We start from the raw sequence: 23,490 nt of genomic DNA, 5'->3' as shown, positions 1-23,490 counted from the left end.
TAGTCCTTGGCCGATAAAACACTCTACAAGCACTTTTCATGGAGTTGTTCAGTGAAAGCAAAAATTGCTATTTGGTTAATTGGTTTTGTGTTGGGCGTGCCGGTGACGATAGCAGGTGTCGAATGGGCGATGTTCAAATACAACAAGCAACTTGTTAACTGCGGTACAGATGCTGTTCATGCCAGCATGAGTGTGATGGATTTGGAGAAGTACTCAAACAGTACTGAGGAGCTGAACCTAATAGCTGAAAATTTGGACAAGTGTAAGAATGAAGCTAGTCCTCTTAAATCTAATCTCGATTTCATGCGTGATGAAATGGGGCGGAGGAATTATTAACCTCTTTTAAGTTTTATTTTTAAACCCGCTTCTGCGGGTTTTTTTATGCCCGGAGAAAACATGGCAATCGAAACGTTCACCTGGCGAACACAGATACAGTCGGGAATGGAAGGGTCATTCAGCCTTAAAACGCGCTCTTCAACCTTTGGCGACGGCTATGAGCAGATCGCCGGGGAAGGCATTAACCCTGAAAAGCAGTCATGGCCTGTCACACTGACGGGGAAAAAAGCGGACATGCTTCAGGCCCTGAAGTTCTTTCGTTCTCACGTCACAAAGTCATTTATCTGGACATCGCCAGTTGGCGAAACAGGGCTCTATCGGATTGAGGCCGAATCAATCAAGTCACAACCCTTATCCAGCAACGTTCTGACCATTTCCGCAACATTCAAGCAGGCGTACGCTCCATGATCACAGAAGACTATCAAAGCCTTGAGCCTGGCAACAAAGTCCGGCTTATCGAGGTTGATGGCTCTACGTTCGGCGTGGATGATGTACTGCGATTTCACGCGTACAACCTCCCGCACACGGAAGAGGAAATCGCCGCCGCTGGTGGTGATGAATCAAAGCTGGAGGCGAAAAGCATCTGGTGGCAGGGGGAAGAATATGCCGCCTGGCCGTATCAAATTGAAGGGCTTGAAGCATCCACAGAAGGCAATAGCGCCCAGCCAACGCTGACGGTTGCAGATATCGAAAGCAAGATTACAGCGCTGTGCCTTGCCTATGACGATATGCTGCAGGCGAAAGTCACTATCCATGACACCTATTCGCACTATCTCGATGCGAAGAACTTCCCTGCAGGTAACGCAACAGCTGATCCGCAACAGGTCAGAAAACGAGTTTTTTACATTGATAGCAAAGCCAGCGAAATTCCGGGCGAGAGTATCGAATTCGTGCTCGATAGCCCGATGTCGTTACAGGGAAAGATGATCCCTACACGTCAACTTCATTCTCTGTGTACCTGGTGTATCCGGAATAAATATCGCACCGGCGACGGCTGCGACTATGCCGGAACCCGCTATTTCGATAAAAACAACAACCCGGTGAGCGACCCTTCTCTGGACGAATGCAACGGCACGCTTACGGCCTGTAAGCTCCGGCATGGAGACGGCAACGAACTGCCGTTCGGTGGGTTCCCTGGCACGTCTTTGATCAGGAGTTGATATGCGTCAGAAAACCATCGATGCGATTATGGCTCATGCTGCAGCTGAGTATCCTCGCGAGTGTTGCGGCGTGGTGGCGCAGAAAAGCCGTGTTGAACGTTATTTCCCGTGCCGGAATCTTGCCGCGGCGCCGGAGGACAATTTTGTACTTTGCCCCGAAGACTATGCAGCTGCAGAAGACTGGGGGAAGGTGATCGCCATCGCTCACAGTCACCCAGATGCCACGACGCAACCGAGCGAGCTGGATAAAGCGCAATGCGATGCAACCCTTTTACCGTGGCATATCGTGAGCTGGCCGGAGGGGGATTTACGGACCATCCAGCCGCGTGGAGAACTGCCGCTGCTGGAGCGACCGTTTGTGCTTGGTCACTTCGACTGCTGGGGTCTGGTGATGAGCTATTACCGGCAAACACACGGGATAGAGCTTCACGATTACCGGGTCGATTATCCCTGGTGGGAAAACGATTACCCGGACAACTTCTATCAGGATTGCTGGTATGAGTGCGGATTCCGTGAATTCGACGGGCCGCCAAAACCTGGCGATATGGTGATCATGCAGGTTCAGGCTGATAAGTGGAATCATGCGGGGATTCTGCTGGAAGGCAACATGCTATTGCATCACCTTTATGGGCATCTGAGCCAGCGCGTACCTTATGGCGGTTACTGGCGTGAGCGCACAATGAAAATACTGCGCTTTAAAGACTGTTTCTGATAACCGCCTGTGACAGTTTTTATGGGGGAAAAATGGCTGCATTACTCAATGTTGAGCCGGTCCGCACAATTCGATTGTACGGCGTGCTAGGCGCCACCTTCGGGCGTGAATATCGTTTATCAGTAGCTTCACCAAAAGAGGCCATCCGTGCCCTGAGCGTTATCGTGCCGGGTTTTGAGCGTTTCCTGAATACCAGTAAGCAACGAGGTTTAACTTATGCGGTATTCAGCGGGAAACGAAACCTCTTAAACGATGAGCTCAGTATGGACAGGAGTACAGAGGAAATCCGCATCGCGCCGGTGATCATCGGCAGTAAGCGAGCCGGGGTGTTTCAGACAATCCTCGGGGTTGCTCTTGTCGCTGTTGCTGCGTTCGTCACGGGAGGGGCCGCGATCGGGATTGGTGGTACCGCTTTCGCTGGTGGATGGGGAGTTGTGGCGGGGATTGGGGCATCAATGGCGATCGGCGGCGTAGTCCAGATGCTTTCTCCACAGACAACCGGGCTCGCCAGTAAGCAATCTGCGGATAACCAAGCCAGCTACGCCTTTGGCGGAGTCACAAACACCGCAGCGCAGGGCTATCCGGTACCGCTTCTTTATGGTCGCCGACGCATAGGCGGCGCAATTATTTCAGCCGGGATTTACGTTGAGGATCAACAATGAAGAAATACTTAAGATTGACCATTTCAGGCCTGCATCGCGTTGATGACGGAATCCTAATCGGCGGAAATGCGACAGTAATAGTAAACCGTGGCGGAGAGGTTATTTGTCGCGAGACACTTTCTGGAAAAGTTTCCGATAAATATTCAAAGCTATATGAAATTGAAGATACCGGTATTCCAGTATCAGTAACGTCGTCCAGTGATTGTCAGTTTTTCAAAGCAGAAGCTGATTTTGTAAACCCATTTAGCGAAACAAATATCTGATTAATTTTCTCTTGCAATAAGCCACCTCAGGGTGGCTTTTTTTATGGGCGCAATATGGCTATATCTACTCCGATTAGAGGCCGCAAGGGCGGCAGCTCAAGTTCCCGGACCCCGACTGAACAACCAGACGACCTCCAGTCCGTAGCAAAGGCCAAAATTCTTGTTGCGCTAGGAGAGGGGGAATTTGCCGGGCAGTTGACGGCGAAAGATATATACCTGGACGGAACGGCTCTTGAGAATGCTGACGGATCTCAAAACTTCAGCGGCGTTACGTGGGAATTTCGCGCGGGAACTCAGGCGCAAAAATATATTCAGGGCATACCCGGTACCGAAAACGAAATCAACGTGGGAACTGAGGTATCGAGCGCTACAGCGTGGACGCGCACGTTTACTAATACGCAGCTTTCAGCGGTTCGCCTGCGCCTGAAATGGCCTTCGCTTTTCAAGCAGGAGGATGACGGCGATCTGGTCGGCTACTCGGTTAATTATGCGATTGACCTGCAGACGGACGGCGGCACATGGCAGGCGGTACTTAATACCAGCGTGACCGGCAAAACGACTTCAGGTTACGAGCGCAGCCACCGTATTGATTTGCCTCAGGCTGGCAGCACCTGGACAATCCGGTTGCGTAAGATTACCTCTGATGCCAACAGCGCGAAGATCGGCGACACGATGTCGCTGCAGAGTTTTACTGAGGTAATTGACGCCAAGTTACGCTATCCAAACACAGCGCTGCTCTATATCGAATTCGATTCCAGCCAGTTTAACGGTTCTATCCCGCAGATCTCCTGCGAGCCCCGCGGCCGCGTTATCCGCGTACCGGATACTTACGACCCCGAAACCCGCACTTATAGCGGTACGTGGACTGGGACATTTAAATGGGCCTGGACCGATAACCCTGCCTGGATTTTCTACGACCTGGTGGTTAGCGACCGTTTCGGACTTGGGGATCGTCTTACAACGGCCAACATAGATAAATGGACGCTCTACCAGGTTGCGCAGTATTGCGATCAAATGGTACCGGACGGCAAAGGCGGAAGTGGTACCGAACCACGTTATACCTGCAACGTCTACATTCAGGAACGCAACGACGCTTATACGGTTCTGCGTGATTTTGCTGCAATCTTCCGTGGGATGACCTACTGGGGCGACGACCAGATTGTGGCGCTGGCGGACATGCCGAGAGATGTAGATTTTACATACACGCATGCGAACGTTATTGATGGGCGCTTTACCTATTCCAGCAGCACCACAAAGAACCGTTACACCAATGCGCTGGTGTCCTGGTCTGATCCTGATAACGCTTATTCTGATGCGATGGAGCCTGTTTTTGAGCAGGCGCTGGTTACGCGTTATGGGTTTAATCAACTTGAGTTAACTGCTATCGGTTGTACCCGTCAGTCCGAAGCGAATCGCAAAGGGCGATGGGGGATCCTCACCAACAACAAAGATCGCGTTGTTACTTTCAATGTAGGGGAAGATGGCAACATTCCGCAGCCTGGCTATGTAATCGCTGTAGCGGACCGAAATCTCTCCGGGCGCGACCTGGGTGGCCGTATCTCTGCGGTGAATGGTCGCTTGCTGACGCTGGACAGGGCGCCGGATGCTTCGGCAGCCGACAGGATGATTGTCAATCTTCCATCGGGTGTTTCACAGTCACGCACCATTCAGTCGATTACGGGCAATAAAGTGACCGTTACGACCGCTTACAGCGAAACGCCTGTGGCTGAGGCCGTATGGGTCATTGAGTCTGACGAGCTCTACGCACAGCAGTATCGCGTTATTACGGTAACTGATAATAATGACGGCACGTTCACAATCGTCGGTGCAAATCACGATCCGGATAAATTCGATCGCATTGATACCGGAGCCATCATTGACCAGCGGCCGGTGAGCGTGATCCCGCCGGGCAACCAGTCGCCGCCTGCGAATATCGTGATCAGCTCGTTTTCCGTGGTTCAGCAAAATATCAGCGTCGAAACAATGCGCGTGAGCTGGGACCAGGCGCAGAACGCTATCGCCTATGAAGCGCAATGGCGCCGCAACGACGGGAACTGGGTTAACGTGCCGCGCAGCTCCACCACGTCATTCGACGTCCCGGGGATTTATGCCGGGCGCTACCTGGTGCGCGTGCGCGCAATCAATGCCGCAGAAATTTCATCCGGATGGGGATATTCAGAAGAGAAAACTCTGACGGGTAAAGTGGGCAATCCACCGAAGCCGGTTGGCTTTATCGCTTCTGAAAATGTGGTTTTCGGCATCGAGCTGAACTGGGGATTCCCGGCGAATACCGACGACACGCTGAAGACGGAAATTCAGTACAGCCTGACCGGTACCGAGGGCGATGCGATGCTGCTGGCCGATGTGCCTTACCCGCAGCGCAAATATCAGCAAATGGGCCTTAAGGCTGGGCAGATTTTCTGGTACCGCGCGCAGCTGGTGGACCGCAGCGGCAACGAATCAGGTTACACAGAATGGGTGCGCGGTCAGGCCAGTATCGATGTGTCCGACATCACCGATGTGATCCTGGAGGAGATTAAAGACTCCGATACGTTCAAAGATCTGATCGAGAACGCGGTGGACAGCAATGAAAAAATTGCTGGCATGGCTGACGATATCCTGAAGGCGAATAATGAGCTCGAACAGCAGGCGCTGAAGATAGCCCAAAACGCCCAGGACATCGGGCAGGTTCAGACCGATGTGAAGGAACTGATAAGTAACGTTGGGGATGTGTCGTCATCTCTGTCTCAGCTTGAGCAGACCGTAGCAACGGCAGATACCGCTCTTGGCCAGCGAATCGACAGCATCAGCGTGTCTGTGGACGGTATGACGGGAGGAGTGAAGAACTCCGCCATCGCGATTATTCAGGGCAATCTGGCGCAGGTGGCCGCGCGCAAAACGCTGTCGGCATCGGTCGCCGGTAACAGCGCGCAGCTGGACCGCATTGATGAGGTGATCGTCAACGAGAAGGAGGCAACGGCGCGTTCGCTGCTGAGTTTGCAGACTGACGTGAACGGCAACAAGGCATCCATCAACAGCCTGAATCAGACATTCTCCGACTATCAGCAGGCAACGGCCACGCAAATAAACGGCATAACGGCGACGGTGAACGGGCATACCTCCGCCATCACAACTAACGCTCAGGCGATAGCGAACGTAAATGGCGACCTCAGCGCGATGTATAACATCAAAGTTGGCGTTTCCAGCAACGGGCAGTATTACGCTGCGGGGATGGGGATCGGCGTGGAGAATACACCAACCGGTATGCAGTCGCAGGTTATCTTCCTGGCTGACCGCTTCGCTGTTACTCACCAGGCCGGCGCGACCGTTACGCTTCCGTTCGTTATTCAGAACGGGCAGGTGTTCATCAGAGAGGCGCTGATAGGCGACAGCACCATCAGCAATGCCAAGATCGGTAACTACATTCAGTCCAACAACTATGTCGCTGGCTCAGTCGGGTGGAGGCTGGATAAGGCCGGTACGTTTGAGAACTACGGTTCGACAGCTGGTGAGGGGGCCATGAAACAGACCAACCAGACAATCAGTGTACGGGACTCCAACAATGTGTTGAGGGTGCAGATCGGGAGAATCACTGGTACATGGTGACGGGAGGCCTCTTGTGGAGCCTCTTTTTTTTCAGGAGATACGATGGCGGAATACGGTGTTCAAACATGGGACGCATCAGGCAAGGTTAACAACTATGGAATTAAGCCAGTCAGCGTTTGCGGCTATCTGCAACTGGCCGTTAACCAGAAAACAGGCTCTTATTCCGTTGCCCTTCCACCGGGTTGCAAACTGACCTACTTTCAGGCCATGAACGATGATAAGTGGGGAACGGGAAGAAGGAAGATCACCATCTCAGGCGGTACTGCAACGGTTTCCTCAGTGGGAGATACCGACTACTCCGCAGGGACTGAACCCGCAGTTGCAGCTTTTCTCATTTTCCAGATCGAGAGGGCATAAATGGCGCAGTACGGCGTTTTACTTGCGACGACAGGTGGCGAAGTATGGGTGACAGCAAACAGTTCACCGCTGGCATTGCAGGCGCGCAAAACGGCTGCGCTACAGGGAACATCGGGTTTCAATACTAAGGTGACGCACACCTTTCCCTCAGGTCAGCCCGTTGTCGCCTTCGTTCACTGCACGGTTGAAGTGGAAATCACCCAGACGGTAAGCGGAAACACCATCACGATTGATTTTCTCAGACCTAATGCAACCGGCACAGCGTACGTTTATTTTTTCTCTATTTTCCCCCAGACAAAGCCAGACTACGGGCTGGCCGTGTGGGATGCATCAGGTTCGCTGATTTTAACCAACGAGACGCGCACGCTTGGTGATGTCGTTACCATAGGCACTACCGGAGTGGATGCCAGCTCAGGCTATAACATCAACACAACCCGGGCGGGGAAGTGGGCCTGCATGCCTGTTATGCTCGGCCTGATTACCGGGGTTGTATCAGCAGGAGGTCAGCCGCAGCCTTACTCGGCAATATACAAGAGCATGGCGAAGCTTGAGGGGAGCAATACGCGGATATTTGCCAGACCTCAGACAACCCCCACCGGGAGTCTGCAAAACGTCGCGTACTCAAACATGAGAAACGTCATCATGGCCATTAACTGCGCCAACTATGATTGATCGTTTTCAACGATCAATTTTGGATAATTGATCTACCAAATCAATTATATCCCATTGATTCATATTGTTATTGTGTAACCTTATGAATGCCCTGGGATATAACCACGATGAAAAACATGATTCTTTGCCTGGCGGTGGCGGTTTTGCTCTCCGGTTGCGCTGGCGTTATTGAGAAACAGCAACCTGTTTGTTCTGGTACAGCCCTTATCGGCGGGCAGGAAAACAGTGTCCAGATTTACGGAGTGCGTAAACAAAACAATCAGACCCAGTACCGCGCCGGTTATCCCTTTAACTGGACCTGGGTTAGTGCCAACACGTTCATCAGCACCACCTGCCAATAACTCATTCTGTTTCAAAACAAACCTCGCTCCGGCGGGGTTTTTTATTGCCTGGAGAAAATATGCTTTATAACACCGGCACCATCGCCATTAACGGAAATACCGCAACCGGCACCGGCACGAACTGGACGGCACCCGCCAGTCAGGTCCGCGCTGGCCAGACGATTATTGTCATGTCTAACCCGGCTCAGATGTTCCAGATTTCATCCGTGAACAGCGCCACGTCAATGACGGTAACGCCTGCTGCATCACCGGCGCTGAGCGGCCAGAAGTACGGCATTCTGGTATCAGACAATATCTCGGTTGATGGGCTGGCGCAGGCCATGTCTCAGCTCATCAAAGAGTATGACGAGAACATTGGCGCGTGGGAGACGTTCGCCACCACCTCAGCAAACCAGAGCATCACAGTTACCATCAACGGCACCGCCGTAACCATCCCAGGCATCGGTAAACTGGCGCAGAAAGGGAGCAATGGTGCGCTTGCAATCGCTGACGGCGGGACCGGGGCAACAAAGGCAGAAGACGCTCGCACAAACCTCGGTTTAGGAAGTAGCGCGACAAAAGACGTTGGAACCTCCACAGGAAATATTATGGAAGTGGGTGCCTTCGGGTTTGGCGGGAAAGGGATGTCGATACCAAACAGCGTATCAACGGTGGCCGCACTGTGGGGGCAATTACTGGACAATGGCTCTCGAGTTTTCCGGCATGACAGCGCAATAAATTCTCAAGCCTCATATTCACCGTCGCTATATTTCGCTGCAGCTGATACGCATGCAATCATCAGCGTTGCTTACAGCACAGCGGTAGTGGGGGTATTAGCTAGAAACACCGCAGGAACCTCAGGAAACTCAACGTTTAACATGCTTTACGGTACCGCCAATACGACCCGAGCCAGCGACGGTACGCTTAAAGCAGCATCACCTGTGGTGAAAGTATTTTCGAACGGCTCATACCAGACTAATGAGGAATCAGAAGGCTGCACTGTAACCCGTCTGGCCACAGGTGAATATCTGGTGGAAGGCTGTGAGGGGCTGAACTCCGACGCTGCATGGGGCGGCATTGACGGCGGTTTTGACATCCCCACCGACCGCAACAAGCAGCCGCTCATTTGGCTGGACTATGAGGTTCATGCTGATGGTTCGGTACTGGTGAAAACCTATCACCGTGTGCATCCAGAAGCGCCAGCGTTCGCCAGGAACGAACTACAGGGTATCAATGAGGGCGATCCGGCCGACATTCCTCACGACCAGTATATTTCTGTACGTGTCCAGATGCCGCAAAACAGCATCTGGAATCAGCGTGCTGCTATTTCTGAGGCTCCTGATTCATCCACTGGTTAAACAGTGAATCTGCGGGCATATCCAGGCGAACATCGATCCAGCTGTTCGCCGGGACATCCATCAGCTCTCCTTTCGTTTTGATGATCTCTCCGTCATCGCCCAGCATGTATTTGCGCTTAAACAGGCGGATTGTCAGCTCGCCGTTGTCGGCTTGCTCTGCCTCAACCACACCCAACTCCCCCATACCGCCAGGGTCCATTGGGGGCAGTAGTTGCCATCCCTCAGACGCCAGGCCTGCCGAACCGGCGAGCACGTAAATACCTACGTCGAGGCGAGAAAGAGTTACTCCCTCGGCCTCAGAGTTCGCCGTTCCACAGCCGCACCAGGAGAAACCATCCTCTGCTATATCGGCGCGCTGGCAGGCTTCCTGGTTCGCTACGATTCGGGCAACCGGAGACGCAGCTTTCAGTGTGCCATCGCTCGCCTTTGTGGTATTGCCCGTGGTGTAAGCCTCCTGATATGACCATGACGAGCCACCGTAATACGAAAACCACGTTCTCCTCAGAATGTAAGCCTGATGAATGCGTGTCGGACGGCTTCCCCGGTTGACGACTATTGATGTAATACCCGTATTTGCAGTTAACCCAAGCTGGGTAAGACCATCATTGGAGTGAGAGGTGAAACAGGTAGGTGTGAATGCATCCATAGCGTCCAGTAGTGGTCCGTCGCCGTGGATAGACCCAATACCGAATGCGCCTACCTGCATCACGTTATTTGCGGCGGTACCTACGTCCTTTGTCGCGCTACTTCCTAAACCGACGTTTTATAGATTGCTCTTGAGCGGCCTGGCCGATAACTTCACCTGATTTTTTTGCAGAATTTATTGGGTGAAAAATATGCAAATTGGCTATGTAAGGGTGTCAACAAATGACCAAAATACGGATCTTCAGCGGCAAGCACTGGAACGGGCAGGATGTGAACAGATTTTCGAAGAAAAAATGAGCGGGACAGTGGCGAACAGGCCAGCACTCAAAAAACTTCTCAGGGCACTGAATGAGGGGGATACGCTGGTGGTCTGGAAGCTGGATCGCCTTGGGCGCAGCATGCGTAATTTGGTTCTTCTGGTGGACGAGCTCCGGCAGCGCGGTATCCACTTTAAGAGCCTCACGGACAGTATTGATACATCAAGCCCGATGGGGCGCTTCATCTTTCATATCATGTCAGCCCTGGCGGAAATGGAGAGGGAGTTGATTGTGGAGCGCACCCGGGCAGGTCTGGCTGCCGCTCGTGAGAAAGGACGAATCGGCGGCAGGCGTCCAAAGCTTACCCAGGAACAATGGGACCAGGCGGGCCGACTTATTGCGAACGGCCTGGACAGGAAGCAGGTAGCGATAATTTATGACGTTGCCGTATGCACGCTTTATAAAAAATTCCCTGCTTCAAAACAGGCTTAAATCTGCTCACATAGAGTTGCGGCAATAAAATTTACAAAACTCATAATCCGAAGCGACGTAGAAACTTAGAAACGAAACGGCGAAGCTTTAAACAGTCAGGGTAGGTCCTCTGTCTTGCATGCATACCCAAATGAAACTACTGTATATAAAAACAGTATACGAGGTGTGCACTATGGAATTTATTAGGCCTGCAGAACTGCGAGAAATTATTGCTCTTCCGCTTTTCAGTGACTTAGTGCAGTGTGGTTTCCCAAGCCCAGCGGCTGATTACGTTGAACAGCGCATCGATCTCAATGAGTTACTTGTTGCTCACCCGAGCTCAACCTATTTCGTCAAAGCCGCGGGCGAATCTATGATCGAAGCCGGGATCAGCGATGGTGATCTGCTGGTAGTGGACAGCTCCAGGACTGCTGAGCATGGTGACATTGTCATCGCTGCGGTGGAAGGGGAGTTCACTGTTAAACGCCTGCAGCTGCGCCCGACCGTGCAACTCAATCCTATGAATAGCGCCTACAGCCCGATTGTTGTTGGCAGCGAAGACACGCTGGACGTTTTCGGCGTCGTGACTTTCATCGTTAAATCTGCGAGCTGAACATGTTTGCTCTCTGTGATGTGAATTCGTTCTACGCATCATGCGAGACTGTATTCAGGCCGGACCTGAGAGGGCGACCAGTTGTCGTTCTCTCAAATAACGATGGCTGCGTGATCGCGCGCAGCGCAGAGGCAAAAGCCGCAGGGATAGCAATGGGCGAGCCTTTCTTCAAGCAAAAGGAGCTTTTCCGGCGTGCTGGCGTTGTTTGCTTCAGCAGTAACTATGAGCTGTATGCTGATATGTCGAACCGGGTAATGACGACGCTTGAGGAAATGAGCCCCCGCGTCGAAATTTACAGTATCGATGAAGCTTTTTGTGATCTTACTGGAGTGCGAAACTGCCGGGACCTGACTGAGTTCGGCAACGAGATCCGCGCTACGGTTCTGAAGCGTACGCACCTCACCGTTGGCGTTGGCATTGCCCAGACAAAAACACTCGCTAAACTCGCCAACCACGCCGCAAAGAAATGGCAGCGGCAGACTGGCGGAGTAGTTGATTTATCGAATATCGATCGCCAGCGCCGACTCCTTGCCCTGGTACCCGTAGAGGACGTTTGGGGCGTTGGCCGCCGCATAAGTAAGAAGCTTAACGCCATGGGCATTAAAACGGCTCTGGACCTCTCAGAACAAAGCACATGGATTATCCGTAAACACTTTAACGTGGTACTCGAGCGAACGGTCCGGGAGTTGCGCGGTGAGCCTTGTCTTGATCTGGAGGAGTTTGCGCCAGCAAAGCAGGAAATCGTCTGCAGTCGGTCATTCGGCGAACGCGTCACGGACTATGAGCAGATGCGCCAGGCTATTTGCAGCTATGCGGCCCGTAGCGCTGAAAAACTTCGGGGTGAGCATCAGTACTGCCGCTTTATCTCTGCGTTCGTGAAAACCTCTCCCTTTGCGCTTAACGAGCCCTATTACGGTAACAGTGCGTCCATGAAGCTTCTCACACCCACTCAGGATTCCCGCGACATCATCAACGCCGCGGTAAAGTGCCTGGACAAAATCTGGCAGGATGGCCATCGCTATCAAAAGGCTGGAATCTTGCTGGGAGATTTTTTCAGCCAAGGCGTGGCTCAGTTGAACCTGTTCGACGAAAACGCGCCGCGTGCTGGTAGCGAAAGGTTGATGGAAGTTCTGGATTATCTGAACGCGAAAGATGGAAAGGGAACGCTTTATTTTGCCGGGCAGGGCATACAGCAGCAGTGGCAGATGAAACGGGATATGTTATCTCCACGATATACTACGAGGTATTCAGACCTAATAAAAGTTAGATGATTCTTTAATCGGTCCATTCATCCGAACCTAATTACCGGCTATGAGTATTAACAATAATATGTCTACGACTATGCTTTTGTAATGTAAATAAGCCCCTGCAATTATACAGGGGCTCACGGATATGATGCCGGGTGCCTCCCGGTGAGTCATTGAACTAACCACTCGTGACTCGCTGCTTCAGAAATTCACGATGAGCCGATTGATATACAAATCATCAGGTTAATTAGCCCTGCCGCTGAGGAGGATTCATCATTAAACCGAATGTAACAGCAATGCTTAGCAAATGATACAGTATTTACTGATGTGTCTCATGATTTTTCGCAGTTTGCACGGTCAAAGTATTTTCAGATGGTGAAGGTTAAAACATCGATGTTCATTTTTTTACTTTAAGTCTTGAAACAAAGGTTAATGTTTTATCTTCTGGGCAAATCATTAGAAAAATTGCTGTGGGACATTCTTCTAAACGTATAATTCGATGCAGCATCTGGTAGAGTCTTTTTTTTAGTTTTTCTGCTCCATCTTTTTCAGACTCCCACTCTAAAACTGCCTGACCCTCTGAACCAACGAATGCATGGGGTGGAAGTTTAACGCCTCGGTTTGACTTACTTGAATAGTTTCGGTCATGCAAGAAATCCAAGATGAGAGGGTTGATATTATTATCTGAGGATTGGGCTTCAGCAACTATTAATACTGTGTAATGTAGGATTTTCATGGAAACCTTATGGTTGCTTCAGCAATAGAGTGATATTGCCATGGTGTTGAATGTCCATATCTTAATTATAAATGTCTGTATGGGGGTAAAAAAAAGCCTGCATTAAACAGGCTATAAAAATGAAACGTAGTTATAATAATTATTTCATGAATGTTGGTGTTGAATCCCTAGCGTCAAAGATACTTTTGCGCCGCATCTAATATTTCCTGAGAGGTAAGCTCTCGATCTGATGCCACATAAACCACTTCATGGTCACCTGTTAAAGAGGGAAAACCTGCTGACATTATCTGAAGGTTTATCACTTCTCCATTAGGATATTCTTCGCGTATTGATGTCACACCTTTAAGCACAGTGATAACTTTACTTGGCTTACCATTAAAAAAAATGATTACTTTTTTCATATATCACCATGTATTTTTAGGGTTTCTAGCCCCTGCAGGTGGTCGAAAGGGTTCTGTTTGTTCATTTTTTTTGCCTCTTTCGAAATAAAAACAAGCATTATACTGTCTTAACGTGTACTGTAACGGTCCATTTGAACTGGAGATGTCTATGTCTGCACGTAAAAACACTCAATTCCGCCGAAGTTATTTAGTAAAATGTCTTTGTCCAAACTGCTCAAAGGATTCCGAACATAGTTACAGTCGTGTACAAAAGGGGGCTCAGTTGGTGTGCCCATACTGCAGTGCTTTATTCAAATCTTCCCAGCGCTTCTAAAAAAATTATAAAAAAAATAAGAAGTGATGCTTTTGGAGGCTGCCTAACCTCTTACGCACTTTAGTATTTTATAAGCAGTTAGCTTCTGCTTTGAGACTGTTCATGCAGCAGTCCTGCATTTCATCACATCGGTCAGCAAACTTGATGGTAAGTAAATATGCTGGCCTGTTGTAATGATGTGAGTAACCGAACATCACCTTTCACTGATAAAGTCATGCTGCCTTAAGTAAACCATCTAAAAATTATCTATCGCAAAGTGTTACATTGGCAGCGATTGGACCTTTAGTTCCAGCTATGATAGCGAATTTGACTTTTTGTCCTTCAAATAGAGTATTAAATGTTTCTCCCAGCAGGGAAGAAGTGTGAACAAGAACATCTTTACTTCCATCGAGTGGGGAGATAAAGCCAAACCCCTTATCTTCGTTAAACCACTTAACAAGACCTATGATTCTAGATGACATACAAACTCCGTTTGAACATTTCAAACTGACAAGCAAGCTCATGATAAGAAACGTATGCTGGTATATGTATGGACTCAAGAGGAGGGATATCAGAGATAACACCTAGTTATGAGAACGGTTTTTGGAAAAGTTAGATTCATCATCGCAACGAATCAGCCAAACCATTAAGGCACGTGTTGAATGATTAAGCAAATTTTATTTTAGCCTTCTAGAGGTCCGTTAAAATAAGGTTAGCTATTATCAACTAATCCTGTATAGTCAAATCTGGATTACCATTAGGAAAATATTTGTCTCGTAAAATGACAGGAATTGTCAAAAGTTTTGACTTCAAGAGCGGAAAGGGATTGATTATCCCATCAGATGGCAGAAAAGATGTTTTTTTGCATGTTTCTGCATTAAGTAATAGTGAAAGCCAAACGTTAAACCCAGGTGTTCGTGTTGAATTTTATCGTATAAATGGACTTAGTGGTCCGATGGCTGCAAATATATTTCTTTCTTAAAGTAAGATAATATTGAGCTAAATATAAAGTGCACATCAAAAGTACGGCAGATTATATATCTGTTTGTTCTATCAATTTTCTCCCCTGATTTTTTACATTTCCAACATCACGGGCCACCGCATGCCAGATAAACATCTCAGCTGGCACAGTGCCGTCGGCGACAATCTCTTCTGCTTCTTTGCCCCCGACGTTCTGTCGCATCCATTCGCGCGCCGCTTCAGGTGACAGAACCAGCGGCCTGCGGTCATGGATATCGACCAAGCCTTTATCGGCTGCAGACGTCACGATGAGAAAACCCTCAGCTTCATCGCCGCGCTCGAATGGTGTGCTGCCGATCGCTGCCATGAATATCGGCTTGCCATCGGAACGGTGAATAAAGTAGGGCTGTTTCTTGTCACCTTCCTTCTTCCATTCAAACCATCCGTCGGCAAAGCAGATCGCCCGGCCATGCTGCCATAACGGCTTGAACATCCGGCTCGTGGCCGCAGTTTCGACGCGCGCGTTTGTCAAAGGTGCTTTATCCCACCACCCTGGCGCGTAACCCCACAAAACAGGATCGAGGTGCAATTGCTCGTCGCGTTCGCTCAGCAGCAACACCTTTGTGCTGGGTGCCACGTTGTAACGTCCGATTGGCTCAGGGTCGTATGCGATGTCGCGATCGGCTTCATCGGCCAGGTAAGCCAGATATTCTTCACGCGTTTGAGCTTGTGCAAAGCGTCCACACATAGAAACCTCGAACCAGATGTCAGACTTAAAGTATAGGGCAGGGAGAATAAGGGTGGCGCACTGGCTAAAGTTAGGGGCAAATTTAGGGGCAAAAATGCGAAATAGGGGCAAAAAAAGGGCACTAAAATTGTAGTTCTGGGTATCTTTAGGGAGAAACTATTATGCTATAACTAATTGATTTAAATGAAAAATCAAATGATATCAATGGGTTGGCAAAATCAGCGTAGCTTATTCAGGTTGTACTGTTCTTTCTTGTTAATCTCTTGATTTTCTTGCATCTATTCGTTACTCAGATCTCAAATGGGGCACAGGGTGAGGAAAACGATTTCAAAGCGTCAGCTTCGTGTTCATCTCTTCTATCCATGTAGCATAGATTTCATACACCATCTGCGCATTTACGTGCCCCATCTGGTTAGCGATAAAAGACGGGTTTGCGGCTACCGGTAAAAACCAGCATGCGAAAGTGTGTCGTGTATGGTACGGATTGCAGCGCCGAATGCCAGCACGATTTACAAATGAGCCCCACAGGAGAAGTTTGGTTAAGACTGAAGGGTTGTCTACACTTACAGCTTACGCAGTAAAAACGGAGGTGAAAATGACTGACCGTCCCGTTCAAGGTGACCATCCTGATTATAATCCCAGCCCGGATAACCCGGAAAAGGATGGAAGAAAACCGAAAGATGATCCTGGCTCAGCGCCTGAATCAGGCGATAAAGATCCAGAGTAATGACCAACCGCCTTTACGAAGGCGGTTTTAACACCCATTACGGCCTCTCTACGCGCACCGCTATTCACGTTATCCTCATCAACGTCGTCTGATAACCGCTCAGAATCCATCCCTTTTTTGCCGGATGAACGGGTGAGATAAAGCACGGATTTCATTCCCGCGTACCAGCGCGTTTTACAGTTCTCCTGCTACGCTTTTGAGGGGGACAAGGGAGCGCTTCTATGAAAAATAAAGACGAGCAGACAGGATTAGTTGGGCTGGCGATTGGTGCCGCCGTTATCGGGCTGGTTTCATCCCAGAAGATCATCAACCGTGAAAGCATTGTCGATGAACTGGTAAGGCTCGGCAGGCAGAAGGGGGATGGTGTCGAAGATGAGGTCTTTTTAAAAGCGGCTGAGTTAGTGAGAAAAGGGGTATAAGCGATGGCTGACATTCGTCATGCACAGTGTCATTGTGGGGCGGTGAAATTTACGGTTGAGCTGACGGACGGCCTGAATACCGCACGTCGATGTAGCTGCTCGTTTTGCAGGATGCGTGGGGCGGTCGTGGTTTCAGCGCCTTTGACGGGCATTAAGGTGACGCAGGGCGCGGACACGCTCACAGAGTACCGTTTCAACACCGGCACGGCGCGCCATTTCTTCTGTTCGATTTGCGGTATTTACACGTTCCACCAACGACGTTCCAATCCCAATGAATATGGTGTGAATGTCGCCTGTCTGGAAAATGTCACGCCATTCGACTTCCCGGAAGTGGCGGTAATGGATGGAGTAAATCACCCTATGGATGGCGACAGCGGGGTATTTGGCTATCTCTCTTTCCGTAAAGAACAGACGAAACAGCGATGAAAACTAGCCCGCAGATCGCTGCGGGCTAACGGGATTAGAACTGGTAAACCAGACCTAACGCTACAATGTCATCCGTACCGATGCCATTGTTCTTGTAGAATGAATCATCTTCATCCAGCAGGTTGATTTTGTAATCAACATAGGTGGACATGTTTTTGTTGAAATAATAGGTAGCACCGACGTCAGCATATTTTACCAGGTCTTTATCGTCCTGGCCATTGCCCAGGTCTTTACCTTTAGACTGTAAATAGGAAATGGCCGGACGCAGACCGAAATCGAACTGATATTGTGCGGTGACTTCGAAGTTCTGGGTTTTGTTTGCCACCGCATCTGCATTGTCGCCGTACGGCGTCATATTGCGGGTTTCGGAATACATTGCCGCCAGATAAATGTTGTTGGCATCGTATTTCAGACCTGCGGTCCATGCATCCGCAGTATCGCCGCCCGCAGTAGTGTAATTTACCTGATCGTTGGTACGGTCAGATGAAGTATATGCTGCACCTGCGCTGAAGCCCATGCCGAAATCGTAGGTTGCGGATATACCGTAACCGTCACCATTTTCATGACGTGTATCACGACCGTTGTTGGTCCCTTCATTGGTAGAGCAGAAATTCTCGTCGCAGTTATTACCTTCATTATTACCCTGATACTGCACCGCGAAGTTCAGACCCTGCACCAGACCAAAGAAGTCGGTGTTACGGTAGGTCGCCACGCCGTTTGCACGACCGGTCATAAAGTTATCGGCATAAGTATAAGAGTCGCCACCAAATTCTGGCAGCATATCGGTCCAGCCTTCAACGTCGTACAGGACGCCATAGTTGCGGCCGTAATCGAAGGAGCCGTAATCGCCCACCTTCACGCCCGCGAAGGCCAGACGCGTCCAGGACTGATTGTCAGAACCTTCGGTGTTGTTTGCCTGAATGTTATATTCCCATTGGGCGAAGCCGGTCATCATGTCGTTGATTTGGGTTTCACCTTTAAAACCCAGACGCATATAGGTTTGATCGCCATCTTTAGACGCGTCGTCAGAGAAATAATGCAGACCATCTACTTTGCCATACAGATCCAGTTTATTGCCGTCTTTATTATAAATTTCAGCTGCGTGAGCGGCTCCAGCCATTAACAAAGCGGGGATCATCAGTGCCAGTACTTTTCTTTGCATTTTGATTATTCCTTTGCAGTTATTTTTTTATTGCTTAGTGAACTTTCCGGGCTGGAAAGGTGTCCCATGCTAAATCACTCTGGCGGCGGATGAATAAAATATAATTGTTACGGGTTAAGTAAAATCTAAACTAAATGATGCGGTTGAAATAATGATAAACGTCATGAATGGATTATTATAATCAATACAAAATAAAAATTATTAATTACGCGGAAAACAAGGTAATCTCCACGCCGTTATATGCCTTTAAGATTATTTCATCCATAATTCACGTGAATATTGTTCAGAACATTGAGGCAATTTTCACCGATCTTCTGGATTCGCCCGGTGCACGTGCATCGGGCTTTTTTATAGCAAAAAAATGCCCGGACAAGCCGGGCATACAGGTTATTCACTGGTCGATTTTTCGGCTTTTCCTGCCAGTTGCGCCAGAAAGTCATAACGCTTCTGAAGATCCGCTGCCGCATCCTTCCATAGCTGCTCTGCTACTTCAGGCTGCTGGGCGTTCAGCCTGCGGAAACGCTGCTCCTGAAGTAAGGTTTCGGCAAGGGCGTCTGACGGCGGACGCGAATCCAGCGCCAGCGGCAATTTCCCTTCATCGGCACGGCGCGGGTCAAAGCGGTACAGTGGCCAGAAGCCGGTTGCGGTGAGCTGACGCATCTGGTCGTGGCTGAGTGCCAGATCGTAGCCATGCTCCTCACACGGACTGTAGGCGATGATCAGCGACGGGCCTGGATACGCTTCCGCTTCCTGAATGGCTTTCACCGTCTGGTTGAGCTGCGCCCCAAGCGAAATTTGCGCGACGTAGACGTGCCCATACATCATCATGCTGACGCCCAAATCTTTACGCGCCTTGCGCTTGCCGTGCTCACCAAATTTCGTGACCGCTCCCAATGGCGTTGCTTTCGAGGCCTGTCCGCCGGTGTTGGAATAACACTGAGTATCGAGCACCAGAATATTGACGTTTTCGGTCAGGCTCAGGACATGATCAAGACCACCGAAACCAATATCGTAGGCCCACCCGTCGCCGCCGATCAGCCAGATAGATTTTTCAACCAACGCGTCAGCATCAGTCAGGAGTTGTTCAGCCCCTTCAACACCCTGAAGCGCGTGGCGCAGTTCAGCAACCTGCGCGCGACGAACGTCAGGTGTGGCCTCCGCATGCAGGGCATCATTCAGTTCTGCCGGGATCTTATCGGCAAACTGTGCCAGCAGACGCATTACGCGGGCGCGGTGCTGATCGACCGTCAGACGGAATCCCAGACCAAATTCTGCGTTGTCCTCGAAAAGCGAGTTTGCCCACGCCGGGCCGCGACCGTTTGCGTCGGTAGTGTACGGCGTGGACGGCAGGTTACCTCCGTAGATCGACGAGCAGCCCGTCGCGTTGGCAATCAGCATCCGGTCGCCGTAAAGCTGGGTAAGCAGTTTGATATACGGTGTTTCGCCGCAGCCGGAGCACGCCCCGGAGTACTCGAAGAGCGGGGTGATGAGCTGCGAGGTACGAATGTCAATGCGTTCCAGCTTGTTGCGATCGATTTCGGGCAGGTCGAGGAAGAAATCATAATTCACTTTCTCTTCTTCAACATGTTCAAGACGCGACATCATATTGATGGCTTTGATTGACGGGTCCTGACGATCTTTCGCCGGGCACACCTCGACGCACAGGTTACAGCCGGTACAGTCTTCCGGCGCCACCTGAAGAACATATTTCTGACCACGCATATCGCGGGATTTTACATCCAGCGAGTGCAAACTTTCCGGTGCGCCATCTAACGCTTCTGGTGACACCACTTTGGCGCGAATAGCCGAGTGCGGGCAGGCCGCCACGCAGTGGTTGCACTGGGTGCACAGCTCTTCTTTCCAGATAGGGATCGCTTCGGCAATGTTGCGTTTTTCCCAGCGGGTCGTGCCCATCGGCCAGGTGCCGTCAGGCGGAAGCGCAGAGACGGGAAGGGTATCTCCCAGTCCGGCAAGCATCGCCGCCGTGACGGTTTTGACGAAATCCGGGGCGGCGTCAGACACCACTGGCGGCCGGTTGGGACTGCTGGCATTGACCGGCTGCAACGGCACCTCGAACAGCGATTCGCGGGCCAGCGCCAGCGCCTGCCAGTTGCGCTCAACCAGTTCCTGACCTTTGCTGCTGTAGCTTTTGGCGATCGCCCCCTGGAGTTCCATCAGCGCGCTGTCGCCCGGCAGAATATTGGTCAGGTGGAAGAACGCCATCTGCATAACCGTATTGATGCGCGCCGCCAGGCCGCATTCGCGGGCGATCTTCGCGGCGTTAATGACATACAGGCGCGCCTGTTTCTGGTTAAGCACTGCCTGCACTTCCTGGGGCAGGCGTGCCCAGACCTCGTCGGCGCTGTAAGGGGTGTTGATCAGGAAAATACCGCCGGGCTTCAGGCGCTCGGCCATCTGATATTTATCAATGAACTGGAGCTGGTGACAGCCAACAAAATCCGCCTGAGAAATCAGGTATGCCGAGCGGATCGGGTGTTCGCTGACGCGCAGGTGGGAGACGGTCAGTCCGCCCGCTTTTTTGGAGTCGTAGACGAAATATCCTTGCGCATACCACGGCGTAGAGTTGCCGATAATTTTGATGTTGTTCTTGGTCGCCGAGACGCTGCCGTCGCTGCCCAGACCGTAGAAAAGCGCTTCCAGTTTCGCATTCGAGGGCAGGGTGTTTTCCGGCAAAGGGAGAGAAAGGTTAGTCACGTCATCATAAATGCCGACCGTAAAGCGCGGCTTCGGTTTTGCCTCGCGCAGTTCAGCAAATACCGCAAGGACGCACTCCGGCCCGAACTCTTTTGAAGACAATCCATAACGCCCGCCAATGACGCGCGGCAGCGTTTCGCGCTCACCGCGGTTAAACGCCTCAGCCAGAGCGGTCATCACATCCAGATAAAGTGGCTCAGCCTGTGCGCCAGGTTCTTTGGTGCGGTCCAGTACTGCCACGGCATGCGCGCTGTCCGGCAGGGCTGCGAGCAGGTGTTTCGCTGAGAAGGGACGGTAGAGGCGAACTTTGAGCACGCCAACTTTTTCACCACGCGTCAGCAGCTCATCGACCACCTCTTCGCAGGTGCCGATGGCAGAGCCCATCAGGACGATCACGCGCTCGGCCTGCGGATGACCGTAATATTCAAACGGCTTATATTCGCGGCCCGTCGCAGCGGCAAAATCGTCCATCGCCTGTTCAACGTGCTCATACACCGCGTTGTACCACGGGTTTGTCGCCTCGCGGGACTGGAAATAGGTATCCGGGTTCGCAGAGGTACCCCGGATCACCGGATGTTCCGGATTGAGGGCGCGAGCGCGATGCGCATCGATGTCAGCCTGCGGCAGCAGATTCAGAATGGTGTCGTCCGGCAGTGGAACGATTTTGTTGATCTCGTGGGACGTGCGAAAACCATCGAAGAAATGAATAAATGGCACTCGGCTTTTCAGCGTAGCGATATGCGATATCAGCGCGAAGTCCTGTGCTTCCTGTACGCTGCTGGCGCAGAGCATAGCGCAGCCGGTCTGACGCACGGCCATCACGTCTGAGTGGTCGCCAAAAATAGAGAGAGCGTGAGTGGCTACGGTGCGTGCGGCAACGTGCAACACAAACGGCGTTAATTGCCCTGCCAGCTTGTAAAGCGTGGGGATCATCAACAGCAGCCCCTGAGACGACGTAAACGAGGTCGACAGGGCACCGGTCTGCAACGCACCATGCACGGTGGCAATGGCCCCGGCTTCGGACTGCATCTCAACAACCCGCGGGACATCGCCCCAGACGTTTTTTATCCCATTACCAGCCCAGGCGTCAGCCTGTTCAGCCATCGTGGAGCTGGGAGTGATGGGGTAGATGGCGATCACTTCGCTGGTACGAAACGCAACAGACGCGACTGCACCATTGCCGTCAATAGTTTGCATAGGACAACACCCTTACATTGCGCAAAAAGAGGGGTCTGTAAAACGACGACAGACCCTGAATATTATCTGTGTATTTTAGCAAAGCTCAGGTTTTACGATTTTCGCTTTTGTGTCCTTGGTATGCGCTGTATCAATGACTCGAAGGCTATTCGCGTTAAAAAATTGCGAGAAATTGTTACCAGGGCGCATAAATACGCACATCCGCTCTCGACGATGCGGCGCGTGATGCCTATTATGCATAGGTTTCGCGTTAATTATGGGGAGGAAGGTATGCGTTCAGCATTTTGGGTCGGATGTGCCGCGTTACTGTTGTCGGCATGTAGCAATGAACCAGTACAGCAGGCGACAGCGGCACACGTTACGCCGGGTATGCGAGCGGCTATGTCCAGTTCAGGTCAGGCCAACTGCGCAATGATCGGCGGTTCACTCTCCGTTGCCCGTCAGCTCGACGGCTCAGCCATCGGCATGTGCGCGTTGCCAAATGGCAAACGCTGTAGTGAGCAGTCGCTTGCCGTTGGTTCGTGCGGAAGCTACTGAGTTATTCAACTCGCTTAAACATCAATGTCTTATTGGCTGTCGCCAGCGTTAACTGGTCTTCGGTCAGGTCTACCTGTGCGCCTGTGCGTAGCATATCGGCGATGGTCTGATCCAGTTCATTTAGCTGCGACTCGGTGCAGAGTTTCCGCGTCATTGCCAGCGTTTTGACCGTCAACTCTCCTTCGGACAGTTTACCCTGGCCGTTGAAGCCGTTGCACATTGTGCCGGAGACGACAATGTTGTTAATCAGGCTGATATTGGGTTGCGCACTGAAGCGAATTTCAGGCTGCGTTTTCCCGCCTTTGACTGCTTTGCCATCCATATTTTCAAGAACGAAACGGTGATTCTCTAACTGATCGGTCTGAACGGAGGCTTTACCAGGATTAACGCATCCAGCCAGTACAAGGCTGATTAAACTTACTGCCGCGAGCTTTTTCATTTTTCTTCTCAAACTATCAATGCTGTAAATATTTTTTCAGTGTAACCATACC

The 23,490-nt window shown here is 50.9% G+C and carries 28 protein-coding genes and 1 pseudogene; 20 read left to right on the top strand and 9 right to left on the bottom strand.

Features of this window, described 5'->3' with window-relative positions:
• The first annotated feature begins 51 nt into the window (after positions 1 to 51).
• From SK47_RS11070 to SK47_RS11020, 11 genes are all read left to right on the top strand, one after another.
• A complete protein-coding gene (locus SK47_RS11070; RefSeq protein ID WP_042713334.1) occupies positions 52 to 336 on the top strand; it encodes a hypothetical protein in 285 nt (94 codons plus the stop codon).
• A 60-nt stretch (positions 337 to 396) separates the two neighbouring features.
• Positions 397 to 744: a phage tail protein gene (locus SK47_RS11065; protein WP_045135233.1), complete on the top strand. Its 348-nt coding sequence runs from the start codon at positions 397 to 399 to the stop codon at positions 742 to 744.
• Positions 741 to 1,496, top strand: coding sequence for a phage minor tail protein L (locus tag SK47_RS11060; RefSeq protein WP_048244180.1), 756 nt, complete (start codon positions 741 to 743; stop codon positions 1,494 to 1,496). The genes SK47_RS11065 and SK47_RS11060 overlap by 4 nt, the downstream gene beginning before the upstream one ends.
• 1 nt (position 1,497) lies before the next feature.
• Positions 1,498 to 2,208 (top strand): C40 family peptidase, encoded by a 711-nt coding sequence (locus SK47_RS11055; protein ID WP_045336364.1) that lies wholly within the window; start codon positions 1,498 to 1,500, stop codon positions 2,206 to 2,208.
• A 32-nt stretch (positions 2,209 to 2,240) separates the two neighbouring features.
• The gene (locus tag SK47_RS11050; RefSeq protein WP_042713328.1) at positions 2,241 to 2,870 is read left to right on the top strand and encodes a tail assembly protein; all 630 of its coding nucleotides are present in this window, start codon (positions 2,241 to 2,243) and stop codon (positions 2,868 to 2,870) included.
• Positions 2,867 to 3,133, top strand: coding sequence for a hypothetical protein (locus SK47_RS11045; protein ID WP_048244179.1), 267 nt, complete (start codon positions 2,867 to 2,869; stop codon positions 3,131 to 3,133). The genes SK47_RS11050 and SK47_RS11045 overlap by 4 nt, the downstream gene beginning before the upstream one ends.
• Before the next feature lie 54 nt (positions 3,134 to 3,187).
• On the top strand, positions 3,188 to 6,739 hold the full coding sequence (locus SK47_RS11040; RefSeq protein WP_048244178.1) for a TipJ family phage tail tip protein: 3,552 nt from the start codon (positions 3,188 to 3,190) through the stop codon (positions 6,737 to 6,739).
• Positions 6,740 to 6,781: 42 nt separating this feature from the next.
• On the top strand, positions 6,782 to 7,096 hold the full coding sequence (locus tag SK47_RS11035; protein ID WP_045135227.1) for a hypothetical protein: 315 nt from the start codon (positions 6,782 to 6,784) through the stop codon (positions 7,094 to 7,096).
• The gene (locus SK47_RS11030; RefSeq protein ID WP_048244173.1) at positions 7,097 to 7,768 is read left to right on the top strand and encodes a hypothetical protein; all 672 of its coding nucleotides are present in this window, start codon (positions 7,097 to 7,099) and stop codon (positions 7,766 to 7,768) included.
• 107 nt (positions 7,769 to 7,875) lie between these two features.
• Positions 7,876 to 8,109, top strand: coding sequence for a phage exclusion lipoprotein Cor (locus SK47_RS11025; RefSeq protein ID WP_010429924.1), 234 nt, complete (start codon positions 7,876 to 7,878; stop codon positions 8,107 to 8,109).
• 59 nt (positions 8,110 to 8,168) lie between these two features.
• Positions 8,169 to 9,446, top strand: coding sequence for a phage tail fiber protein (locus SK47_RS11020; protein ID WP_048244169.1), 1,278 nt, complete (start codon positions 8,169 to 8,171; stop codon positions 9,444 to 9,446).
• Here SK47_RS11020 and SK47_RS11015 read toward each other — a convergent pair.
• On the bottom strand, positions 9,412 to 10,092 hold the full coding sequence (locus SK47_RS11015; RefSeq protein ID WP_255353997.1) for a phage tail fiber protein: 681 nt from the start codon (positions 10,090 to 10,092) through the stop codon (positions 9,412 to 9,414). The genes SK47_RS11020 and SK47_RS11015 overlap by 35 nt on opposite strands.
• A gap of 190 nt (positions 10,093 to 10,282) precedes the next feature.
• Between SK47_RS11015 and SK47_RS11010 the strand changes: the two genes are divergently transcribed.
• The 3 genes from SK47_RS11010 (at position 10,283) to SK47_RS11000 (ending at position 12,703) form a co-directional block, all read left to right on the top strand.
• Complete coding sequence (locus SK47_RS11010; RefSeq protein ID WP_048245067.1) at positions 10,283 to 10,840, top strand: recombinase family protein; 558 nt, start codon at positions 10,283 to 10,285, stop codon at positions 10,838 to 10,840.
• 172 nt (positions 10,841 to 11,012) lie between these two features.
• Positions 11,013 to 11,432 carry a translesion error-prone DNA polymerase V autoproteolytic subunit gene (locus tag SK47_RS11005; RefSeq protein WP_048244164.1) on the top strand — a complete coding sequence of 140 codons (420 nt, stop codon included), beginning with the start codon at positions 11,013 to 11,015 and terminating at the stop codon, positions 11,430 to 11,432.
• Between the two features lie 2 nt (positions 11,433 to 11,434).
• A complete protein-coding gene (locus SK47_RS11000) occupies positions 11,435 to 12,703 on the top strand; it encodes a Y-family DNA polymerase (RefSeq protein WP_048244162.1) in 1,269 nt (422 codons plus the stop codon).
• Positions 12,704 to 13,076: 373 nt separating this feature from the next.
• On the opposite strand, the gene SK47_RS23915 is transcribed toward SK47_RS11000, so the two are convergent.
• Together SK47_RS23915 and SK47_RS10995 are read right to left on the bottom strand one after the other, a co-directional pair.
• Entirely contained in the window at positions 13,077 to 13,415 is a 339-nt protein-coding gene (locus SK47_RS23915) for a hypothetical protein (RefSeq protein WP_127353687.1), read from the bottom strand.
• A 173-nt stretch (positions 13,416 to 13,588) separates the two neighbouring features.
• Complete coding sequence (locus SK47_RS10995) at positions 13,589 to 13,816, bottom strand: hypothetical protein (protein ID WP_025910815.1); 228 nt, start codon at positions 13,814 to 13,816, stop codon at positions 13,589 to 13,591.
• A 142-nt stretch (positions 13,817 to 13,958) separates the two neighbouring features.
• Here SK47_RS10995 and SK47_RS24205 point away from each other — a divergent pair, with 142 nt between their 5' ends.
• Positions 13,959 to 14,129, top strand: coding sequence for a YnfU family zinc-binding protein (locus SK47_RS24205; protein ID WP_338149825.1), 171 nt, complete (start codon positions 13,959 to 13,961; stop codon positions 14,127 to 14,129).
• 242 nt (positions 14,130 to 14,371) lie between these two features.
• On the opposite strand, the gene SK47_RS10990 is transcribed toward SK47_RS24205, so the two are convergent.
• Positions 14,372 to 14,590, bottom strand: coding sequence for a cold shock domain-containing protein (locus SK47_RS10990; RefSeq protein WP_048244159.1), 219 nt, complete (start codon positions 14,588 to 14,590; stop codon positions 14,372 to 14,374).
• A gap of 287 nt (positions 14,591 to 14,877) precedes the next feature.
• On the opposite strand from SK47_RS10990, the gene cspF reads away from it, so the two are divergent.
• Entirely contained in the window at positions 14,878 to 15,090 is a 213-nt protein-coding gene (gene cspF / locus SK47_RS23170) for a cold shock-like protein CspF (protein WP_072015539.1), read from the top strand.
• A 51-nt stretch (positions 15,091 to 15,141) separates the two neighbouring features.
• Here the strand turns inward: cspF and SK47_RS10985 are convergent, their stop codons facing one another.
• Together SK47_RS10985 and SK47_RS23165 are read right to left on the bottom strand one after the other, a co-directional pair.
• Positions 15,142 to 15,816: an SOS response-associated peptidase gene (locus SK47_RS10985; protein ID WP_048245065.1), complete on the bottom strand. Its 675-nt coding sequence runs from the start codon at positions 15,814 to 15,816 to the stop codon at positions 15,142 to 15,144.
• 327 nt (positions 15,817 to 16,143) lie between these two features.
• Positions 16,144 to 16,341 (bottom strand): annotated as a pseudogene (locus SK47_RS23165) (tyrosine-type recombinase/integrase); the annotation flags it as partial.
• A gap of 70 nt (positions 16,342 to 16,411) precedes the next feature.
• On the opposite strand from SK47_RS23165, the gene SK47_RS24295 reads away from it, so the two are divergent.
• The 3 genes from SK47_RS24295 to SK47_RS10975 all read left to right on the top strand — a co-directional run bounded on the left by SK47_RS24295 (position 16,412) and on the right by SK47_RS10975 (position 17,388).
• Positions 16,412 to 16,543 (top strand): hypothetical protein, encoded by a 132-nt coding sequence (locus tag SK47_RS24295; RefSeq protein ID WP_255353996.1) that lies wholly within the window; start codon positions 16,412 to 16,414, stop codon positions 16,541 to 16,543.
• 221 nt (positions 16,544 to 16,764) lie between these two features.
• Entirely contained in the window at positions 16,765 to 16,962 is a 198-nt protein-coding gene (locus SK47_RS10980; RefSeq protein ID WP_003856931.1) for a hypothetical protein, read from the top strand.
• 3 nt (positions 16,963 to 16,965) lie between these two features.
• Positions 16,966 to 17,388 carry a GFA family protein gene (locus tag SK47_RS10975; RefSeq protein WP_022651250.1) on the top strand — a complete coding sequence of 141 codons (423 nt, stop codon included), beginning with the start codon at positions 16,966 to 16,968 and terminating at the stop codon, positions 17,386 to 17,388.
• 34 nt (positions 17,389 to 17,422) lie between these two features.
• Here SK47_RS10975 and ompC read toward each other — a convergent pair whose 3' ends face one another.
• Together ompC and nifJ are read right to left on the bottom strand one after the other, a co-directional pair.
• Positions 17,423 to 18,550: a porin OmpC gene (gene ompC, locus SK47_RS10970; RefSeq protein WP_017382260.1), complete on the bottom strand. Its 1,128-nt coding sequence runs from the start codon at positions 18,548 to 18,550 to the stop codon at positions 17,423 to 17,425.
• A 387-nt stretch (positions 18,551 to 18,937) separates the two neighbouring features.
• Complete coding sequence (nifJ, locus tag SK47_RS10965) at positions 18,938 to 22,462, bottom strand: pyruvate:ferredoxin (flavodoxin) oxidoreductase (RefSeq protein ID WP_048240712.1); 3,525 nt, start codon at positions 22,460 to 22,462, stop codon at positions 18,938 to 18,940.
• Positions 22,463 to 22,732: 270 nt separating this feature from the next.
• Between nifJ and SK47_RS10960 the strand changes: the two genes are divergently transcribed.
• Entirely contained in the window at positions 22,733 to 22,999 is a 267-nt protein-coding gene (locus SK47_RS10960) for a putative hemolysin (protein WP_003856935.1), read from the top strand.
• A gap of 1 nt (position 23,000) precedes the next feature.
• Here SK47_RS10960 and hslJ read toward each other — a convergent pair whose 3' ends face one another.
• Positions 23,001 to 23,438: a heat shock protein HslJ gene (hslJ, locus tag SK47_RS10955; protein WP_048244157.1), complete on the bottom strand. Its 438-nt coding sequence runs from the start codon at positions 23,436 to 23,438 to the stop codon at positions 23,001 to 23,003.
• Between the last annotated feature and the right edge of the window lie 52 nt (positions 23,439 to 23,490).

The organism is Enterobacter sp. BWH52, assembly GCF_001037565.1.
GTDB lineage: Bacteria > Pseudomonadota > Gammaproteobacteria > Enterobacterales > Enterobacteriaceae > Enterobacter > Enterobacter hormaechei_C.
Note: the sequence above shows the minus strand (reverse complement) of the source record. Positions and strands in the feature narration are given on the sequence as shown.